Source organism: Arthrobacter sp. P1_B11 (assembly GCF_056406715.1).
Genome location: NZ_JBFTZQ010000024.1, coordinates 25,163 through 38,308, shown reverse-complemented (window position 1 = coordinate 38,308; position 13,146 = coordinate 25,163). Strand labels below are relative to the sequence as shown.

The 13,146-nt window shown below is 66.7% G+C and carries 13 protein-coding genes; 10 read left to right on the top strand and 3 right to left on the bottom strand.

The window, feature by feature from the left end; genetic code table 11:
* Positions 1 to 19: 19 nt before the first annotated feature.
* Positions 20 to 820, bottom strand: a complete 801-nt coding sequence (locus AC1D14_RS17195) for an IclR family transcriptional regulator (RefSeq protein ID WP_476876795.1) — start codon at positions 818 to 820, stop codon at positions 20 to 22.
* A 121-nt stretch (positions 821 to 941) separates the two neighbouring features.
* Between AC1D14_RS17195 and AC1D14_RS17190 the strand changes: the two genes are divergently transcribed.
* From AC1D14_RS17190 to AC1D14_RS17155, 8 genes are all read left to right on the top strand, one after another.
* On the top strand, positions 942 to 1,445 hold the full coding sequence (locus tag AC1D14_RS17190) for a tripartite tricarboxylate transporter TctB family protein (protein ID WP_476876794.1): 504 nt from the start codon (positions 942 to 944) through the stop codon (positions 1,443 to 1,445).
* A 2-nt stretch (positions 1,446 to 1,447) separates the two neighbouring features.
* Positions 1,448 to 2,950: a tripartite tricarboxylate transporter permease gene (locus AC1D14_RS17185; RefSeq protein WP_476968870.1), complete on the top strand. Its 1,503-nt coding sequence runs from the start codon at positions 1,448 to 1,450 to the stop codon at positions 2,948 to 2,950.
* Positions 2,951 to 3,014: 64 nt separating this feature from the next.
* Positions 3,015 to 4,016, top strand: a complete 1,002-nt coding sequence (locus tag AC1D14_RS17180; RefSeq protein WP_476882245.1) for a tripartite tricarboxylate transporter substrate binding protein — start codon at positions 3,015 to 3,017, stop codon at positions 4,014 to 4,016.
* Positions 4,017 to 4,052: 36 nt separating this feature from the next.
* The gene (locus AC1D14_RS17175) at positions 4,053 to 4,682 is read left to right on the top strand and encodes an RraA family protein (protein WP_230120965.1); all 630 of its coding nucleotides are present in this window, start codon (positions 4,053 to 4,055) and stop codon (positions 4,680 to 4,682) included.
* A 19-nt stretch (positions 4,683 to 4,701) separates the two neighbouring features.
* Positions 4,702 to 5,490 carry an NAD(P)-dependent oxidoreductase gene (locus AC1D14_RS17170; protein WP_230120967.1) on the top strand — a complete coding sequence of 263 codons (789 nt, stop codon included), beginning with the start codon at positions 4,702 to 4,704 and terminating at the stop codon, positions 5,488 to 5,490.
* Positions 5,491 to 5,568: 78 nt separating this feature from the next.
* Positions 5,569 to 6,906, top strand: a complete 1,338-nt coding sequence (locus AC1D14_RS17165; RefSeq protein WP_476968869.1) for a TRAP transporter large permease subunit — start codon at positions 5,569 to 5,571, stop codon at positions 6,904 to 6,906.
* A gap of 12 nt (positions 6,907 to 6,918) precedes the next feature.
* Complete coding sequence (locus AC1D14_RS17160) at positions 6,919 to 7,176, top strand: hypothetical protein (RefSeq protein WP_476876791.1); 258 nt, start codon at positions 6,919 to 6,921, stop codon at positions 7,174 to 7,176.
* Positions 7,173 to 8,162: a cyclase family protein gene (locus tag AC1D14_RS17155; RefSeq protein WP_230120973.1), complete on the top strand. Its 990-nt coding sequence runs from the start codon at positions 7,173 to 7,175 to the stop codon at positions 8,160 to 8,162. The genes AC1D14_RS17160 and AC1D14_RS17155 overlap by 4 nt, the downstream gene beginning before the upstream one ends.
* Before the next feature lie 105 nt (positions 8,163 to 8,267).
* Here the strand turns inward: AC1D14_RS17155 and AC1D14_RS17150 are convergent, their stop codons facing one another.
* Both AC1D14_RS17150 and AC1D14_RS17145 read right to left on the bottom strand, forming a co-directional pair.
* The gene (locus tag AC1D14_RS17150; RefSeq protein ID WP_476968868.1) at positions 8,268 to 8,969 is read right to left on the bottom strand and encodes an SCO1664 family protein; all 702 of its coding nucleotides are present in this window, start codon (positions 8,967 to 8,969) and stop codon (positions 8,268 to 8,270) included.
* Between the two features lie 3 nt (positions 8,970 to 8,972).
* Positions 8,973 to 9,644: an MSMEG_4193 family putative phosphomutase gene (locus AC1D14_RS17145; RefSeq protein ID WP_230120977.1), complete on the bottom strand. Its 672-nt coding sequence runs from the start codon at positions 9,642 to 9,644 to the stop codon at positions 8,973 to 8,975.
* A gap of 87 nt (positions 9,645 to 9,731) precedes the next feature.
* On the opposite strand from AC1D14_RS17145, the gene AC1D14_RS17140 reads away from it, so the two are divergent.
* Complete coding sequence (locus AC1D14_RS17140; protein ID WP_476876789.1) at positions 9,732 to 11,120, top strand: sigma 54-interacting transcriptional regulator; 1,389 nt, start codon at positions 9,732 to 9,734, stop codon at positions 11,118 to 11,120.
* A 14-nt stretch (positions 11,121 to 11,134) separates the two neighbouring features.
* Positions 11,135 to 13,141: a vWA domain-containing protein gene (locus AC1D14_RS17135; protein WP_476968867.1), complete on the top strand. Its 2,007-nt coding sequence runs from the start codon at positions 11,135 to 11,137 to the stop codon at positions 13,139 to 13,141.
* The last annotated feature ends 5 nt before the right edge of the window (positions 13,142 to 13,146 follow it).

Sequence of the window (13,146 nt, the reverse complement as noted above, 5' to 3'; positions counted from 1 at the left end):
CTGGCATTCTCGAGGCGTACTAGTAGACGGAACCTTCGAGGAGTTCCGAGAGCCTGCCGGCGGCGCGCCGGAGTTCCGGAACGCCGGCATTGAGGCCGCCTTCGCTGGCTGTCTCGACGGGACTGGTCAGGGCGATGGATTCGCTGGGGCGGCCACCCCTGTTGGGCACGGCGACGGCTACGGACAAGACGCCGGTGGCCCGCTCATCGGCGGAATAGGCGTAGTCGACCCCTGGTTCCGGCAGGCGCGCCCGAAGCTCGTCGGCCGTGAACGTACTGTCTTCATGCCCGGCTGCGATGGCTGCAGACACCACCTGCTGAAGTTCTTCCTCCGAGACCGAGGCCAGCAGGATCTTCCCGGCCGCCCCCACCGTGAGGGGGAGGCGCTTGCCCAGCGGCAGGTCGTAGCGGAGGGGCGAGTCGCCGTCGACGCGTGCCACGAGGATCCTTTCGAAGCCGAGCCTCGTGTACAGCGATGCCGTTAGCCCGGTCTGGGAGGCCACCTGCTGAAGGATCGGTCGCGCGGCCACGACCAGGGGGTCGTTCTCTAGATAGCTTCGGGCGGCAGGCAGGACCGCCGGCCCTATCCGGTAGGACTTGTCAGTCTGGCTGACCATGCCGAAGTCCTGAAGGACGCGCAGGATCCGCAGCGTGGTCGGCAGGCTCATGCCGCAGGCCCTGGCCAGGTCACTGAGGCGCTGTGGCCGCTCCGCGCGTTGCAGTTCGGCGTAGAGCTCCATTGCCCGTGACAGCGAGCGCATGTTCCCGGACTTCGGGCCGTCCTCGGGAGAGCTGGCTGAGTGTGTCGAAGTCACCGTCATTCTTTCATTGTATGTAACTTCCTTGCGCTTGACAGGGCCTGTGTCGCCTGTCACTATTTCTTCAGGCGCAATATTCTTTCATTCTATGAAATGAACTAACACGGAGCGTAAGAAGGAAAAGATGACAATGGAGTCAGTAGTGACCAAACCAAGGAGCACCAGCCGCGTCGCTCCCTCGGTGCTGACAGGCATCGGTGCGTTCACCGCCGTCGGCGTGTACGTCCTGGTCAGCTCGGTCGGCCTCGGCCTGTGGACATCGCTGGGCCCTGGCCCCGGCCTGTTCCCGTTCGCCATGGGAGGGGTGCTGGTGGCCATGTCAGCTCTCTGGTTGGTCCAGGAGCTTCGCCGGCCGAGCGAGAGGTCCGAGGGGATCGACCGGGGGGTAGTGATCGCCGTCGTGGTCAGCCTCGTTGTTCTGGCGTCGGTCATGGACTTGCTTGGCTTCCAGCTGAGCATGTTCCTGTTCCTGCTGTATCACCTGAAACTGCGCGGCGGCCGGACCTGGGTGTCTTCGCTGATCATCGCCCTCGCCGGAAGCGTCGGCGCGTTCTATGCCTTTAACTACGGCCTCAACGTCGCACTTCCCGTTTCGGCATTCGCTCCGCTGAACTTGATCGGACTCTAATCGTGGACACACTCAACGAACTGCTCGGCGGCTTCGCGGCCGCCATGACATGGCAAAACCTGATCTTCGCCTTCCTGGGCTGCCTGCTGGGCACCATCATCGGAGTCCTTCCCGGCGTCGGCCCCGTAGCAGGCGTGGCACTGCTGATCCCTCTCACCCTGAACCTGGATCCGACCGGCTCGATCATCATGCTGTGTGCCATTTTCTACGGCACCCAGTACGGCGGAACCATCACCAGCGTCCTTTTGAACACACCGGGTGAGGCATCGTCGGCGATCACTACGATCGACGGCTACGCGATGACCAAGCTCGGCAGGGCAGGTGCCGCGTTGACCCTGGCCGCGGTGGGATCCTTCGTTGGCGGAACCATCGCCACCATCGGCTTGGTCGCCGCCGCCAAGCCACTCGGTGAACTGGGCCTGCTCGTCGGCCCGCCGGAGTTCTTCGCACTCATGGTCGTCGGCATCTCCCTGCTGGTTGCCTTGGCCGGCAAGTCAATGGTCAAGGCCCTCATCTCCGGGGCCCTGGGCCTGCTGATCTCCATGGTGGGTATCGACCCTGTCGCCGGCGCCCCTCGCTTCACCTTCGGGATGGACCGGCTCCTGGACGGCGTCAGCTTCGTCGCCGTCATCGTCGGCGTCTTCGGGCTCTCCGAAATCCTGTCCTACCGCAAGAACGCGGAGACCCCCTTGGTGCACGCCCCCGGCATGCGCTCACTGCTCCCGACCCGGGCGGATTGGCGCCGCAGCGCCCCCGCCATGGCCCGGGGCACAGGCGTCGGCTTCGGCCTCGGACTCATTCCAGGCATGACCGGATCGGTGTCGTCCCTCCTGTCTTACGCCGCCGAGAAGAAGTTCTCCCGCTTCCGCCACCAACTCGGCAAAGGCGCGGTGGAAGGAGTGGCCGGCCCCGAAACAGCCAACAACGCACACGCCAACGCCGCCCTGATCCCGCTCTTCACCCTCGGCATCCCGGCATCCCCGACCATCGCCGTGCTGATGGGCGCCTTCCTTCAGCAAGGCCTGACGCCCGGACCCAGCCTGTTCACTGAACACTCCGACATCGCCTGGGCCATCATCGCCAGCCTCTTCATCGGCAACCTGCTACTGCTGCTGCTCAACGTCCCCCTGGTCGGCCTCTGGACCTCTATCCTGCGCGTCCCCACTCCCATCCTGACCGCCCTGATCCTGCTGTTCATGGTCATCGGTGCCTACACCATCAACTTCAGCGTCTTCGACGTCTTCGTCATGATCGGCTTCGGACTCCTCGGCCTGGCCCTGAGGAACCTGGACATCCCACTGGCGCCGATGGTCCTCACCCTGGTGCTGGGCCCGCTGATGGAACGTTCACTGCGCGAATCCCTGGAAATCTCCCAGGGCGACTTCAGCGTCTTCGTCAACCGCCCCATCTCCGCCGTACTGATCGGCCTTGGGGTGCTGATCATCTGCAGTCCGCTGCTGAAGTTCCGCAAGCCCAAGGCCCTCACCGAGGACCCCGAAGCCTAACCCTGCTTTATCCCCTACGTCCGACTACCTACCAACCCACACCTCTCTTCGAAGGAGAAGACCCTTGTCACGCATAAAAATCACCGCAGCCTTCGCCGCTGCAGCCCTCATCGCTCTCACCGGCTGCGGCGCCAACGCCGGCGCCTCCACCGTCTCCGGGGACGACTTCCCCAAGAAGGGCAAGTCCATCGACCTGATCGTGGCCTTCTCCTCTGGCGGTGCCGTGGACACCGCGGCCCGCCTCGTCCAGCCCATTCTGGAAAGAGAACTAGGCACGAACGTCGAGGTCATTAACAAGCCCGGCGCCGGCGGGCAGATCGGCTACACGGCACTGACCAGCGCCAAGCCCGACGGTTACACCATCGGCGCAACGGGCTCCCCGTCGGTCGTCGTCTCACCTCTGGACCCGGCCCGCGGCGCCAAGTACACCCGGGCCAGTTTCCAGCCCCTCGGACGGCAGGTTGTCGATCCGGCCGTCATCGCCGTGCAGCCGGACAGCCCCTACAAGACGCTGAAGGAACTCCTCGACGCCGCCAAGGCCAATCCGAAATCCATGACCGCCAGCACCACCGGACTGCAGACCGGCGAACACTTCGCCCTGGCCCAGATTCAGGAAACCACCGGTTCCGAGTTCGCCCCGGTGCACTTCTCCGATGGCGCATCCCAGGCCACCACCGCGTTCCTTGGCAAGCACGTGGATGTCCTGGTCGCCAACGTCAGCGACGTGACCGACCTGACCAAGCAGGGCAAGGCCCGTGTCCTGGGCATCATGACGGCCGAACGCTCACCCTCGCTGCCGGACGTCCCCACCTTCAAGGAATCCGGCTACGACGTCGAAGCGGGCACCGCCCGCGGATACTCCGCACCCGCCGGGCTCCCTGACGCCGTCGCCAAGAAGCTCGAAGCCGCCCTGCAGAAGGCCATCGAGGACCCTGCCGTCAAGGAAAAGATGAGCGCCCTCGGCCTTCAGACCAGCTACCTCTCAGGCGCCGACTACGAGAAGTTCTGGGCCGGACAGGAAGAGGACTTCAAGAAGGCCCTTCCGCTGGTCCAGAAGAAAAACTAGCCCCTCCTCCTGCCGCCACCCACGGAAGAATTCACCATGACAACGCCCGTCCTTGAAGACACCAACGCGGACTTCGCCCGCCCCGACCGGGCCCTAGTCGAGCGCCTCGCCAAGCTCCCCGCCGCCAACATCGGCGACGCCATGGACCGCCTCGGAGTCGCCGACTCAGCCATCCAGGCCATCTGGCCCGGCGCCCGCCTGGCCGGACCCGCCTTCACCGTCTGGACACGCCCGGGAGACAACCAGGGCATCCACCGCGCCCTGAAGCTCGCCCGACCCGGAGACGTCATCGTCGTTAGCGGCGGCGGGGACGAATCCCGGGCGCTGCTGGGTGAACTGATCGGTGAACGGGCCATCAACCTCGGCCTCGCCGGATTCGCCCTGGACGGCGCGGCCCGCGACGCCGAAGCCCTCGGCGAGATCGGCATGCCCGTCTTTGCCCGAGCCACCACCCCCGCCGGCCCCTACAAGGACGGGCCCTCCCGCTTGGGGACACCCGTCTCCTTCGGAGGTGTCCCCGTCCTGCCCGGAGACATCATCATCGGCGATTCAGACGGCGTCGTCGTCGTCCCCCGGGAACAGGCAGCAACCGTGGCGGAAGCCGCCGAGGCCGTCTTCGCCGACGAAACCGACCGCCGGGCCACCATCGTCGCCTCCCGCCACTAAGCAAGAAAGACACAAACTCATGACAGCATGCACCGTCATCGGTCTCGGAGAAGCAGGGGCAACCTATGCATCAGCCCTGGTCGCAGCAGGCCACAGCGTTACGGGATTTGATCCTGTCGCCCCGTCCACTCCGGCCGGAGTCGTCCGGGCGGCAACCGCCGGCGAGGCCTGCCTCGGCGCGGACATCGTCCTCGTCCTCACCGGGGCGGCCGCCGCGCGAAGCGTGGCCCAGGAATGCCTGCCGGTCCTCCCTGCCGGCAGCTGCTATGCGGACTTCACATCCTCCTCACCCCAGGTGATGCAGGAACTGGGGCGGCTGCCCGGCGCCGCCCTCTTCGCCGACGTCGCCATCCTCGGACCCGTCCCCACCCAGGGTGTAAAGACACCCCTGATGGTCAGCGGCCCCGGCTCACAGGCGGTGGCCCAGCTCCTGTCCCCGCTGGGCGCCGACGTCGACATCGCCGCCGGGGAACCGGGAGCCGCGATGGCCCACAAACTGCTCCGCAGCGTCCTGATGAAAGGCATGGCCTCAGTCGTCGTCGAAGCGGTCACCGCCGGACGGGCCGCCGGGCTGGAAGGCTGGATCCGCACCCAGATCGCCGGGCAACTCGCCGGCGACGGCCAGGCAGTCATCGACAGGTTCCTGACCGGCACCACCAAACACGCCCTGCGCCGCTCCAAGGAAATGCAGGACACCGCCAGCTATCTCTCCGAGCTCGGAGTACCCGCCGAAATGACGGCGGCCTCAGCCACCGCCATGACACGCATGGCCCAGGAAACGGCGCCGATGGCGCCGGCCTTGCGCTGACCCCGGCATCGGGCAGAATCATTTACAGGAACCAACGATGAACCTTCTAGTACGAAATTCCCTGTCAGGAGCAGCAGCATGATCGGCATCTGGGCCCTTGGGGCCTACCTGGCCGTCATCCTGCTCTGGACGACACTGATCAAACGCAGCGTCGGAGAAGCCATGATCCTCGGCTTCCTGGCCGTGCTCCCGTTCACGGGAGCCGCCGCGGCACAGATCGGCTGGTCCTCCCTGTACTCGGCCGCCACGGACGAAATCGTCTACGCCACCATGGCGTTCGTCTTCATGGGATACCTGCTCGACAAAACCGGCGTGCTGGACAGGCTCATCGACCTGCTGAACTCCCTGATCGGCGGCGTCAAGGGGGGCCCCGCCTGGGTGTCCACCGTGGCGTCCGCCGGTCTGGGCGGGGTCGTGCACAACCAGGCTGCCATCGCCGCGACCGTCGGCTCGGTGACCATCCCCTGGATGGAGAAATCCCGGCTCGACAAGCCCTCGGCCGCGACGCTCGTGGCCGGAAACGCCGGAATGGGCAYCACCTTCCCTTTCAGTGCCTCCATGTTCGTCCTCGTCGGGTCCGCCACCGTCGGCCCCCTGCTGAACGTCAATTCGCTCGTTCTTCCCCTGCTCATCGGCGGTCTGTGGTGCTTCCTGCACCGGCTGATTGTCACCTGGCTGCTGATCCGCAAGAGCGGGATGACGCCGCTGGACCCCGCACACCGGCTGACTGCCCGGATAGCCTTTGGGCGTGGCTGGGCCACCCTGCTGCTGTTCATTGTGGTGGCCATCCCGCTGATCATCACCTCCGGCGCCATCGCCACGGCACTGTCGGAGTGGACCGGAGGCGACATCACCAAAACCGTCAGCGTCATCGTCTGGATCCCGGTCGTCCTCCTCATCACCGGGGCCCTGCTGGGCAGGAAACAGCTTCCGGGCAGCGGCCGCGCCTGGTGGGCCCTGCTGCGGGAGTCCTCCCCGAGGTTCGGCATTGTGGGGATAACGGTAGTTTTCGCCTTTGCCGGGGCCAACGCCCTCGCCGCCACCGGGCTGCCAAAACAGATGACGGCGCTGCTCAACCAGCTGAACCTGCCCCTGTGGCTCCTCGCGATCCTCATCGGGCTGATCGTCATCGCCGTCGCCGCGCCGCTCTCCGCCACGGCCACGATGGCCGCCGTCGGAACCGTGGGCGTCGCCACCCTCGTTGCCGCCGGCGTCCCGGCGACCACCGCCGCCGTCGCCGTGCTGATCTTCTCTTCCTGCGAAGCGGCGGTTCCCCCTGGAGGCGCGCCGCTCTACGTCGCCTGCGGCATCGCTGATGTGGACCCGCTCAAGACCTTCGCCCGCCTGCTCACCCACTATGCCCTGCCGCTGCTGGGAATCGGCGTGCTGATCATCGTCGGCATTCTGCCGATCTAAAGGAACCAAGACATGCACCAGACCAGACGAGCCATCGAAGCCATCTTCGTCCTGACCCTCGCTGCACTCCTCCTTGGCGGCATTCTGTTCGTGGCAGGCCAGGCCATCGCCCTCACCACCGGCCAAGGCGATTGGCTGGGATTCTTCAACGAATCCATCAAACCCCCGCTGTGCATCGCGGCCTCCGTGTGCGCCGTCGCCGGCTTCCTCCTCAGCTACAAGCACCCCCAGAAACAGGGACAGACACGGCAGGAAGCAACCACACGATGACAAACCCGACCGGCGACGGCACCTACCCGAGGTTCGCCGAACTGCTCGAAAGGGAAGGCCGGCTTGCCGGGACATCCTGGGGATTGTTTCCCGAACCGGACCGCGGAACGCCATCCTTCATCGTCCAGGACACCATCCTGGAAGCCAGGAGCTGCATCAGGACCGGCACGGTCTTCGGCCTCGACTACCCAGCCGACGCCTTCGATCCCGGAATGTCACTCAAACGCAGTGCACCGCGCCACACGATCTACTCCTCCCATCCTGCCCACCGCGACGACTACCTGGACGGGTACTACCTCCAGGGATCTACCCAGATCGACGGACTGCGCCACCGCCGGGCGGACGACGTCGGCTTTTACAACGGCACCCCGGATGACCGGATTAGGGAAGGCACGCCGGACCTCGGCATTCAAGAATGGGCAGACAAACCCATTGCCGGCAGGGGAGTGCTGATAGACCTCGAGGGATATCGCGCCGGCCAGGGTTCTCCCATCGACCATGCTGGAGGCGAACCGCTCGGCCTTGACCTGATCCAGGCGGCAGCCGAGGCCCAGTCCGTCAGCCTCCGGCCGGGCGACATCGTCATGCTCCACACCGGCTGGTGCGAATGGTTCCTGGACCTGACACTGGAGGACAAACAACGGACCCGTGACAGCCGGCGGGCCACCGGCGTCGGTCAGTCACAGGAGTTTGTCGCCTGGGCGTGGGACCACCGGGTCGCGCTCCTTGCCGCCGACAACTTTGCTCTCGAATGCCTACCCCCGGTCCCAGCAAGCCCCTTCCTTAGCAGTGCCCCCCACGACCACGGCATGATGCACCAGCAACTCCTCGCCAAACTCGGCATGCCCCTAGGCGAACTATGGCGGCTCGGACCCCTCAGTCGATACATGAAAAGCGCCGGCAACTGGGACGCGTTCATCAGCATCAAGCCTCTGAACATCACCGGAGGAACCGGTTCACCCGCCAACGCCACCGCGTTTATGTGATTCCGGTTGAAGAGGCAGAGCGCACGGAACTGGACCAATGGCGCGACCTCAGCCTCAGGCCGGGCATCGACGGCTGAGGTGCAGCCGTCAAAGAGTCCTGGACACTCACACCAGCGGCCACGGGTACCGCATGCCGGTGCGGTCAACCGGCAGCACCCTTTCGTGCAGCATGCGCCGCACCCGGCGCTGCAGTGCGGTGACCTCCGCGTCGTCGAGGAGCTCGGCCACCTCGACAGGCACGGCCTCCGCGAGCGGAGCGATGTCCTCGAGCAGGGCGCCGTGGATGGGTTCACCCGCGAAGTCCCAGATCACGGTGCGCAGCTTGAACGCTGCCGAGAAGCACAGCCCGTGGTCTATGCCCCACACCCGTCCGTCATGGCCGCGCAGCACGTGCCCGCTCTTGCGGTCGGTGTTGTTGGCGATGTAATCGAACAGGGCGATCTGGGACAGGTCGCGATGGGTCTCTGGTGCGTCGGCATACAGAGTGAAGTAATGCTCGCTGAAGTCGCACTCGATGAACCACTGAAGCGAACCGATCCCCAACGGGGCGTCCTCGCGAATCACCGTCAGCGGCACGATTCCCCACTCCAGGGCCTCGCTGAGCAGGTACGCCGCGCGTTCCCGACGGTACAGTCCGGGCTCGAAATCGGACAGCGGCCGTTCCCCGGTTTCCGGCTTGTAGACCGCCCGAGCGGAGTCGTCCCCATAGGAGACCTGAACAAGGAACGTCTCGTTGCTGCTGCGCGGGAGGCGTCCGAGCAGCTCGACGCGTCCCGCGCCGAGCAGTGTCACCTCCCGCCCCGACACCCGCTATCCCGCCCTCAGCCCACTGAGGGGTTCCGACGTCGAATTCACCATGAGCACAGCGGGCGCCTGGCCCTCCACATACGCGATGGCCGAAACCGACCCCGGGCTGATGGCGATCCGCTGGAAGAGGTCCAGGTGCGTGCCCAGGGCGTGGGCCACAGCGGCCTTGATGGGATCTGCGTGGGAGAAGCATACGACGACGCCCCCGGCGTGGGCTGCGCACAGTGCCTCGAGCGCCCCGACGATCCGCGCCTGCATTTGCGTGAAACTCTCGCCGCCTGGGAAGCGGAAGGCCGACGGACTGTGCTGCACGGTCTGCCACTGCGGCAGGCCCGCCAGTTCGGCGAGCTGGACGCCGGTCCACTCGCCGAAGTCGCACTCGATGAGGCCGGCGTCCTCTTGCACCGCCAGTCCGGTGCGGGCTGCCGCGGGCTCCGCTGTCTCACGGGTGCGCTCCAGCGGCGAGGAGTAGACGCCATCGACCGGAAGGCCCGCGAGCCGTTCCGCGACCCGGTCAGCCTGGGCCCGGCCCCGGTCGGACAGATGCAATCCCGGGGCCCGCCCCGGCAGGACCTTGCCCGTGGTGGGCGTTTCCCCGTGGCGCACCAGCAGGAGAAGGGTTCTCTGCGGTCCCGACGGTGGTGCCGGTGGTGCCGCCGGCGCTGCTGCAGTCATCAGGATCAAGCGTAGCGGCAGGGGCCCCGACCGGGAATCGGAAGAATTTGCTCGATTCCCCGCACGTTCGAGGACTACCGTAGAGAGGTGAGTGACCGTCCCGATATCTTCACTGTTGGCGAACTGCGTGCAGCCGGCCACGTCCACAAGGACCTGCGCCACGAAATCCGCGACAACCTCCTCGCTGCGCTCGCCGCCGGCCGCGATCCGTGGCCCGGGATGTTCGGTTTCAGCCGGACCGTCCTTCCCCAGCTCGAGCGTGCCCTGATCGCCGGCCACGACGTCGTCCTGCTCGGCGAACGGGGACAGGGCAAAACACGGCTGCTCCGCACGCTTGCCGGGCTGCTGGACGAGTGGTCGCCAGTGATCGAGGAATCGGAGCTGAACGAACACCCGTACGAACCGATCACGGAGCACTCCCGAGCCCGCGCCATCACCGAAGGGGACCGGCTGCGGGTGGCGTGGCGGCACCGCTCGGAACGTTACGTCGAAAAGCTCGCGACGCCGGACACTTCCGTCGCCGACCTCATCGGCGACGTCGACCCGATGCGGGTGGCCGAAGGCCGCCGTCTCGGGGACCCGGAAACCATCCACTACGGTCTTGTCCCGCGCTCCAACCGCGGGATCATCGCCATCAACGAGCTGCCCGACCTCGCCGAGCGGATCCAGGTGGCCATGCTCAACGTGATGGAGGAGCGCGATATCCAGATCCGCGGCTACGTGCTGCGGCTGCCGCTCGACGTGCTCGTCGTCGCGTCTGCCAACCCTGAGGACTACACGAACCGCGGCCGGATCATCACGCCCCTGAAGGACCGCTTCGGCGCCGAGATCCGCACCCACTACCCGATAGAGCTCGACGACGAGGTTTCCGTAATCCGGCAAGAGGGGCGGCTGGTGGCCGATGTCCCGCCCGTCATCCTCGAGATCCTGGCCCGCTATACACGAGCACTGCGGCAGTCCCCGGCCATCAACCAGACCTCCGGGGTTTCCGCGCGGTTCCCCATTGCGGGCGCCGAAACGGTGGCCGCCGCGGCCCTGCGCCGGGCCAGTATGCGCGGGGAGGACGAGGCCGTCGCCCGGATCGTCGACCTGGAGGCCGCAGCGGAAGTCCTCACGGGGAAGCTTGAGTTCGAGTCCGGTGAGGAAGGGCGTGAACAAGGCGTCCTTGACCACCTCCTGCGCACCGCCACCGCCGAAGCGGTGCGGGCGCACTTTAAGGGTCTCGATATGGCCCCACTTGTGGCTGCGCTCGACGGCCACAAGACCGTAACTACCGGGGAACAGGTCACCGCGCGGGAGTTCCTCCAAAACCTCCCGTCCCTTAACGGTTCCCGCCTTTACGACCAGATCAGTGAGCGCCTGGGCGCGAAAAGCGACGGGCAGCGGGCTGCCGCCGTCGAACTTGCATTGGAAGGTCTCTACCTCGCCCGGCGGATCTCCAAGGAGTCCGACGACGAGGCGACGACCTACGGCTAGGTACAGGAGGGGTCATGGGCGTTCACAACCGGTCCTCCAAATACGGCCGGTACACCGGAGGGCCGGATCCGCTCGCCCCGCCGGTGGACCTGGCGGAGGCACTTGACGCCGTCGCCGAGGACGTCATGGCAGGCTACTCGCCCCGGCACGCCCTGCAGGAGTTCCTGCGGCGCGGCGGCCGGAACCGGGAAGGGCTCGACGACCTCGCCCGGCGCGTTCAACAGCGCCGGAGTGAACTGCTTAGCCATCACCGGCTGGACGGCACCCTCAGCGAGGTCCAGAAGCTGCTCGACACCGCGGTGCTGGAGGAGCGCAAGCAGCTCGCCCGCGACGCCATGATGGACAACACCGACCGTGCCTTCCGGGAGCTGCAACTGCAGAACCTGCCCCGATCCACGGCAGCAGCGGTCAACGAACTCGCCTCCTATGACTGGCAGTCGAGCGCCGCCCGGGAAGCCTACGAGAGGATCAAGGACCTGCTGGGCCGCGAAATGCTTGACCAGCGGTTCGCCGGCATGAAACAGGCGCTCGAGAACGCCACCGATGAGGACCGCGCAGCCGTGAGCGAGATGCTGCGCGACCTCAACGAGCTGCTCGGCAAACACCGGCGCGGTGAGGACACCGACGCGGACTTCCAGGAGTTCATGGCCCGGCACGGCCAGTTCTTTTCGGAAAATCCACAATCAGTCGAGGAGCTGGTGGACGCCCTCGCCCAGCGGGCTGCTGCCGCCCAGCGGCTCCTGCAATCCATGTCCCCGGAGCAGCGCGATGAGCTGATGCGGCTGTCCGCCCAGGCGTTCGGCTCGCCCGAACTCATGGCCCAGCTCGGTCAACTCGACTCCAGCCTGCGCGCCCTGCGCCCCGGCGAGGACTGGAGCGGCTCCGAACGTTTCGAGGGTCAGGAAGGACTCGGGCTGGGCGACGGCACCGGCGTGCTCCAGGACATCGCCGAACTCGACGAGCTGGCCGAACAGCTCTCCCAGTCGTACAACGGGTCGCGCCTTGACGACCTGGACCTCGATGCCCTCGCCCGCCAACTCGGACAGAATGCTTCCGTGACGGCCCGCACCCTCGCCGAAATCGAGCGGGCGATGCAGGACGGCGGCTACTTGCGCCGCGGGGCCGACGGCGACCTTAGGTTGTCGCCGCAGGCCATGCGACGGCTCGGCAGGTCGCTGTTGCGGGACACCGCCAGGCAATTGTCCGGCCGGCAGGGGCGCCGCGACGCGCGCGTCGCCGGGGCGGCCGGCGAGCAGACCGGGTCCAGCCGCCAGTGGGAGTTCGGCGACGCAGAGCCGTGGGACGTTACCCGTACCATGACCAACGCGATCCGCCGGACCATTGCCGACGGCGGTGATCCCAGCCGCGGCCTGCGCCTTGGCGCTGGTGACATCGAGGTGACGGAGACGGAGGCGCGCACGCAGGCCGCCGTCGTGCTGCTCGCCGACGTGTCGTTCTCGATGGCCGCCGAGGGGCGATGGGTGCCCATGAAACGCACCGCCCTCGCCTTGCACCACCTCGTCTCAACCCGGTTCCGCGGGGACCGGCTGCAGCTGATCACGTTCGGCCGCTACGCCCAGTCCATGGACATCGGCGAGCTCACGGCCCTTCCGGCCCTGCGGGAGCAGGGAACCAATCTGCATCACGGTTTGCTGTTGGCTGGCCGTTTCTTCCGCAAGCACCCTTCGATGCAGCCCGTCCTCCTCGTGGTGACCGACGGCGAGCCCACGGCGCACCTGTTGCCCGACGGCGAGTCGTGGTTCTGCTGGCCGCCGGACCCGGAAACCATCCGCGCCACGGTCGCCGAGCTGGACCGCCTAGGGCGTGCCGGCACCCAAGCAACGTTCTTCCGGCTCGGCGATGACCCAGGCCTCGAAACGTTCGTCCAGCGTATGGTCCGCCGGATCGACGGCCGGGTCGTTGCGCCCGAGGCCGGGGACCTGGGGGCTGCCGTTGTGGGGGAGTACCTCCGCGCCCACTTCCGCGGCCGCGCCTACGACGACACCGACTGGGCGGTTTAGAACTT

Bases quoted from the DNA above. Each gene is read 5' to 3' on its own strand.
- AC1D14_RS17160 (WP_476876791.1), top strand. From the start codon at position 6,919: ATGCACCAGACCAGACGAGCCATCGAAGCCATCTTCGTCCTGACCCTC.
- AC1D14_RS17155 (WP_230120973.1), top strand. From the start codon at position 7,173: ATGACAAACCCGACCGGCGACGGCACCTACCCGAGGTTCGCCGAACTG.
- AC1D14_RS17170 (WP_230120967.1), top strand. From the start codon at position 4,702: ATGACAGCATGCACCGTCATCGGTCTCGGAGAAGCAGGGGCAACCTAT.
- AC1D14_RS17195 (WP_476876795.1), bottom strand. From the start codon at position 820: ATGACGGTGACTTCGACACACTCAGCCAGCTCTCCCGAGGACGGCCCG.
- AC1D14_RS17135 (WP_476968867.1), top strand. From the start codon at position 11,135: ATGGGCGTTCACAACCGGTCCTCCAAATACGGCCGGTACACCGGAGGG.
- AC1D14_RS17175 (WP_230120965.1), top strand. From the start codon at position 4,053: ATGACAACGCCCGTCCTTGAAGACACCAACGCGGACTTCGCCCGCCCC.
- AC1D14_RS17190 (WP_476876794.1), top strand. From the start codon at position 942: ATGACAATGGAGTCAGTAGTGACCAAACCAAGGAGCACCAGCCGCGTC.
- AC1D14_RS17145 (WP_230120977.1), bottom strand. From the start codon at position 9,644: ATGACTGCAGCAGCGCCGGCGGCACCACCGGCACCACCGTCGGGACCG.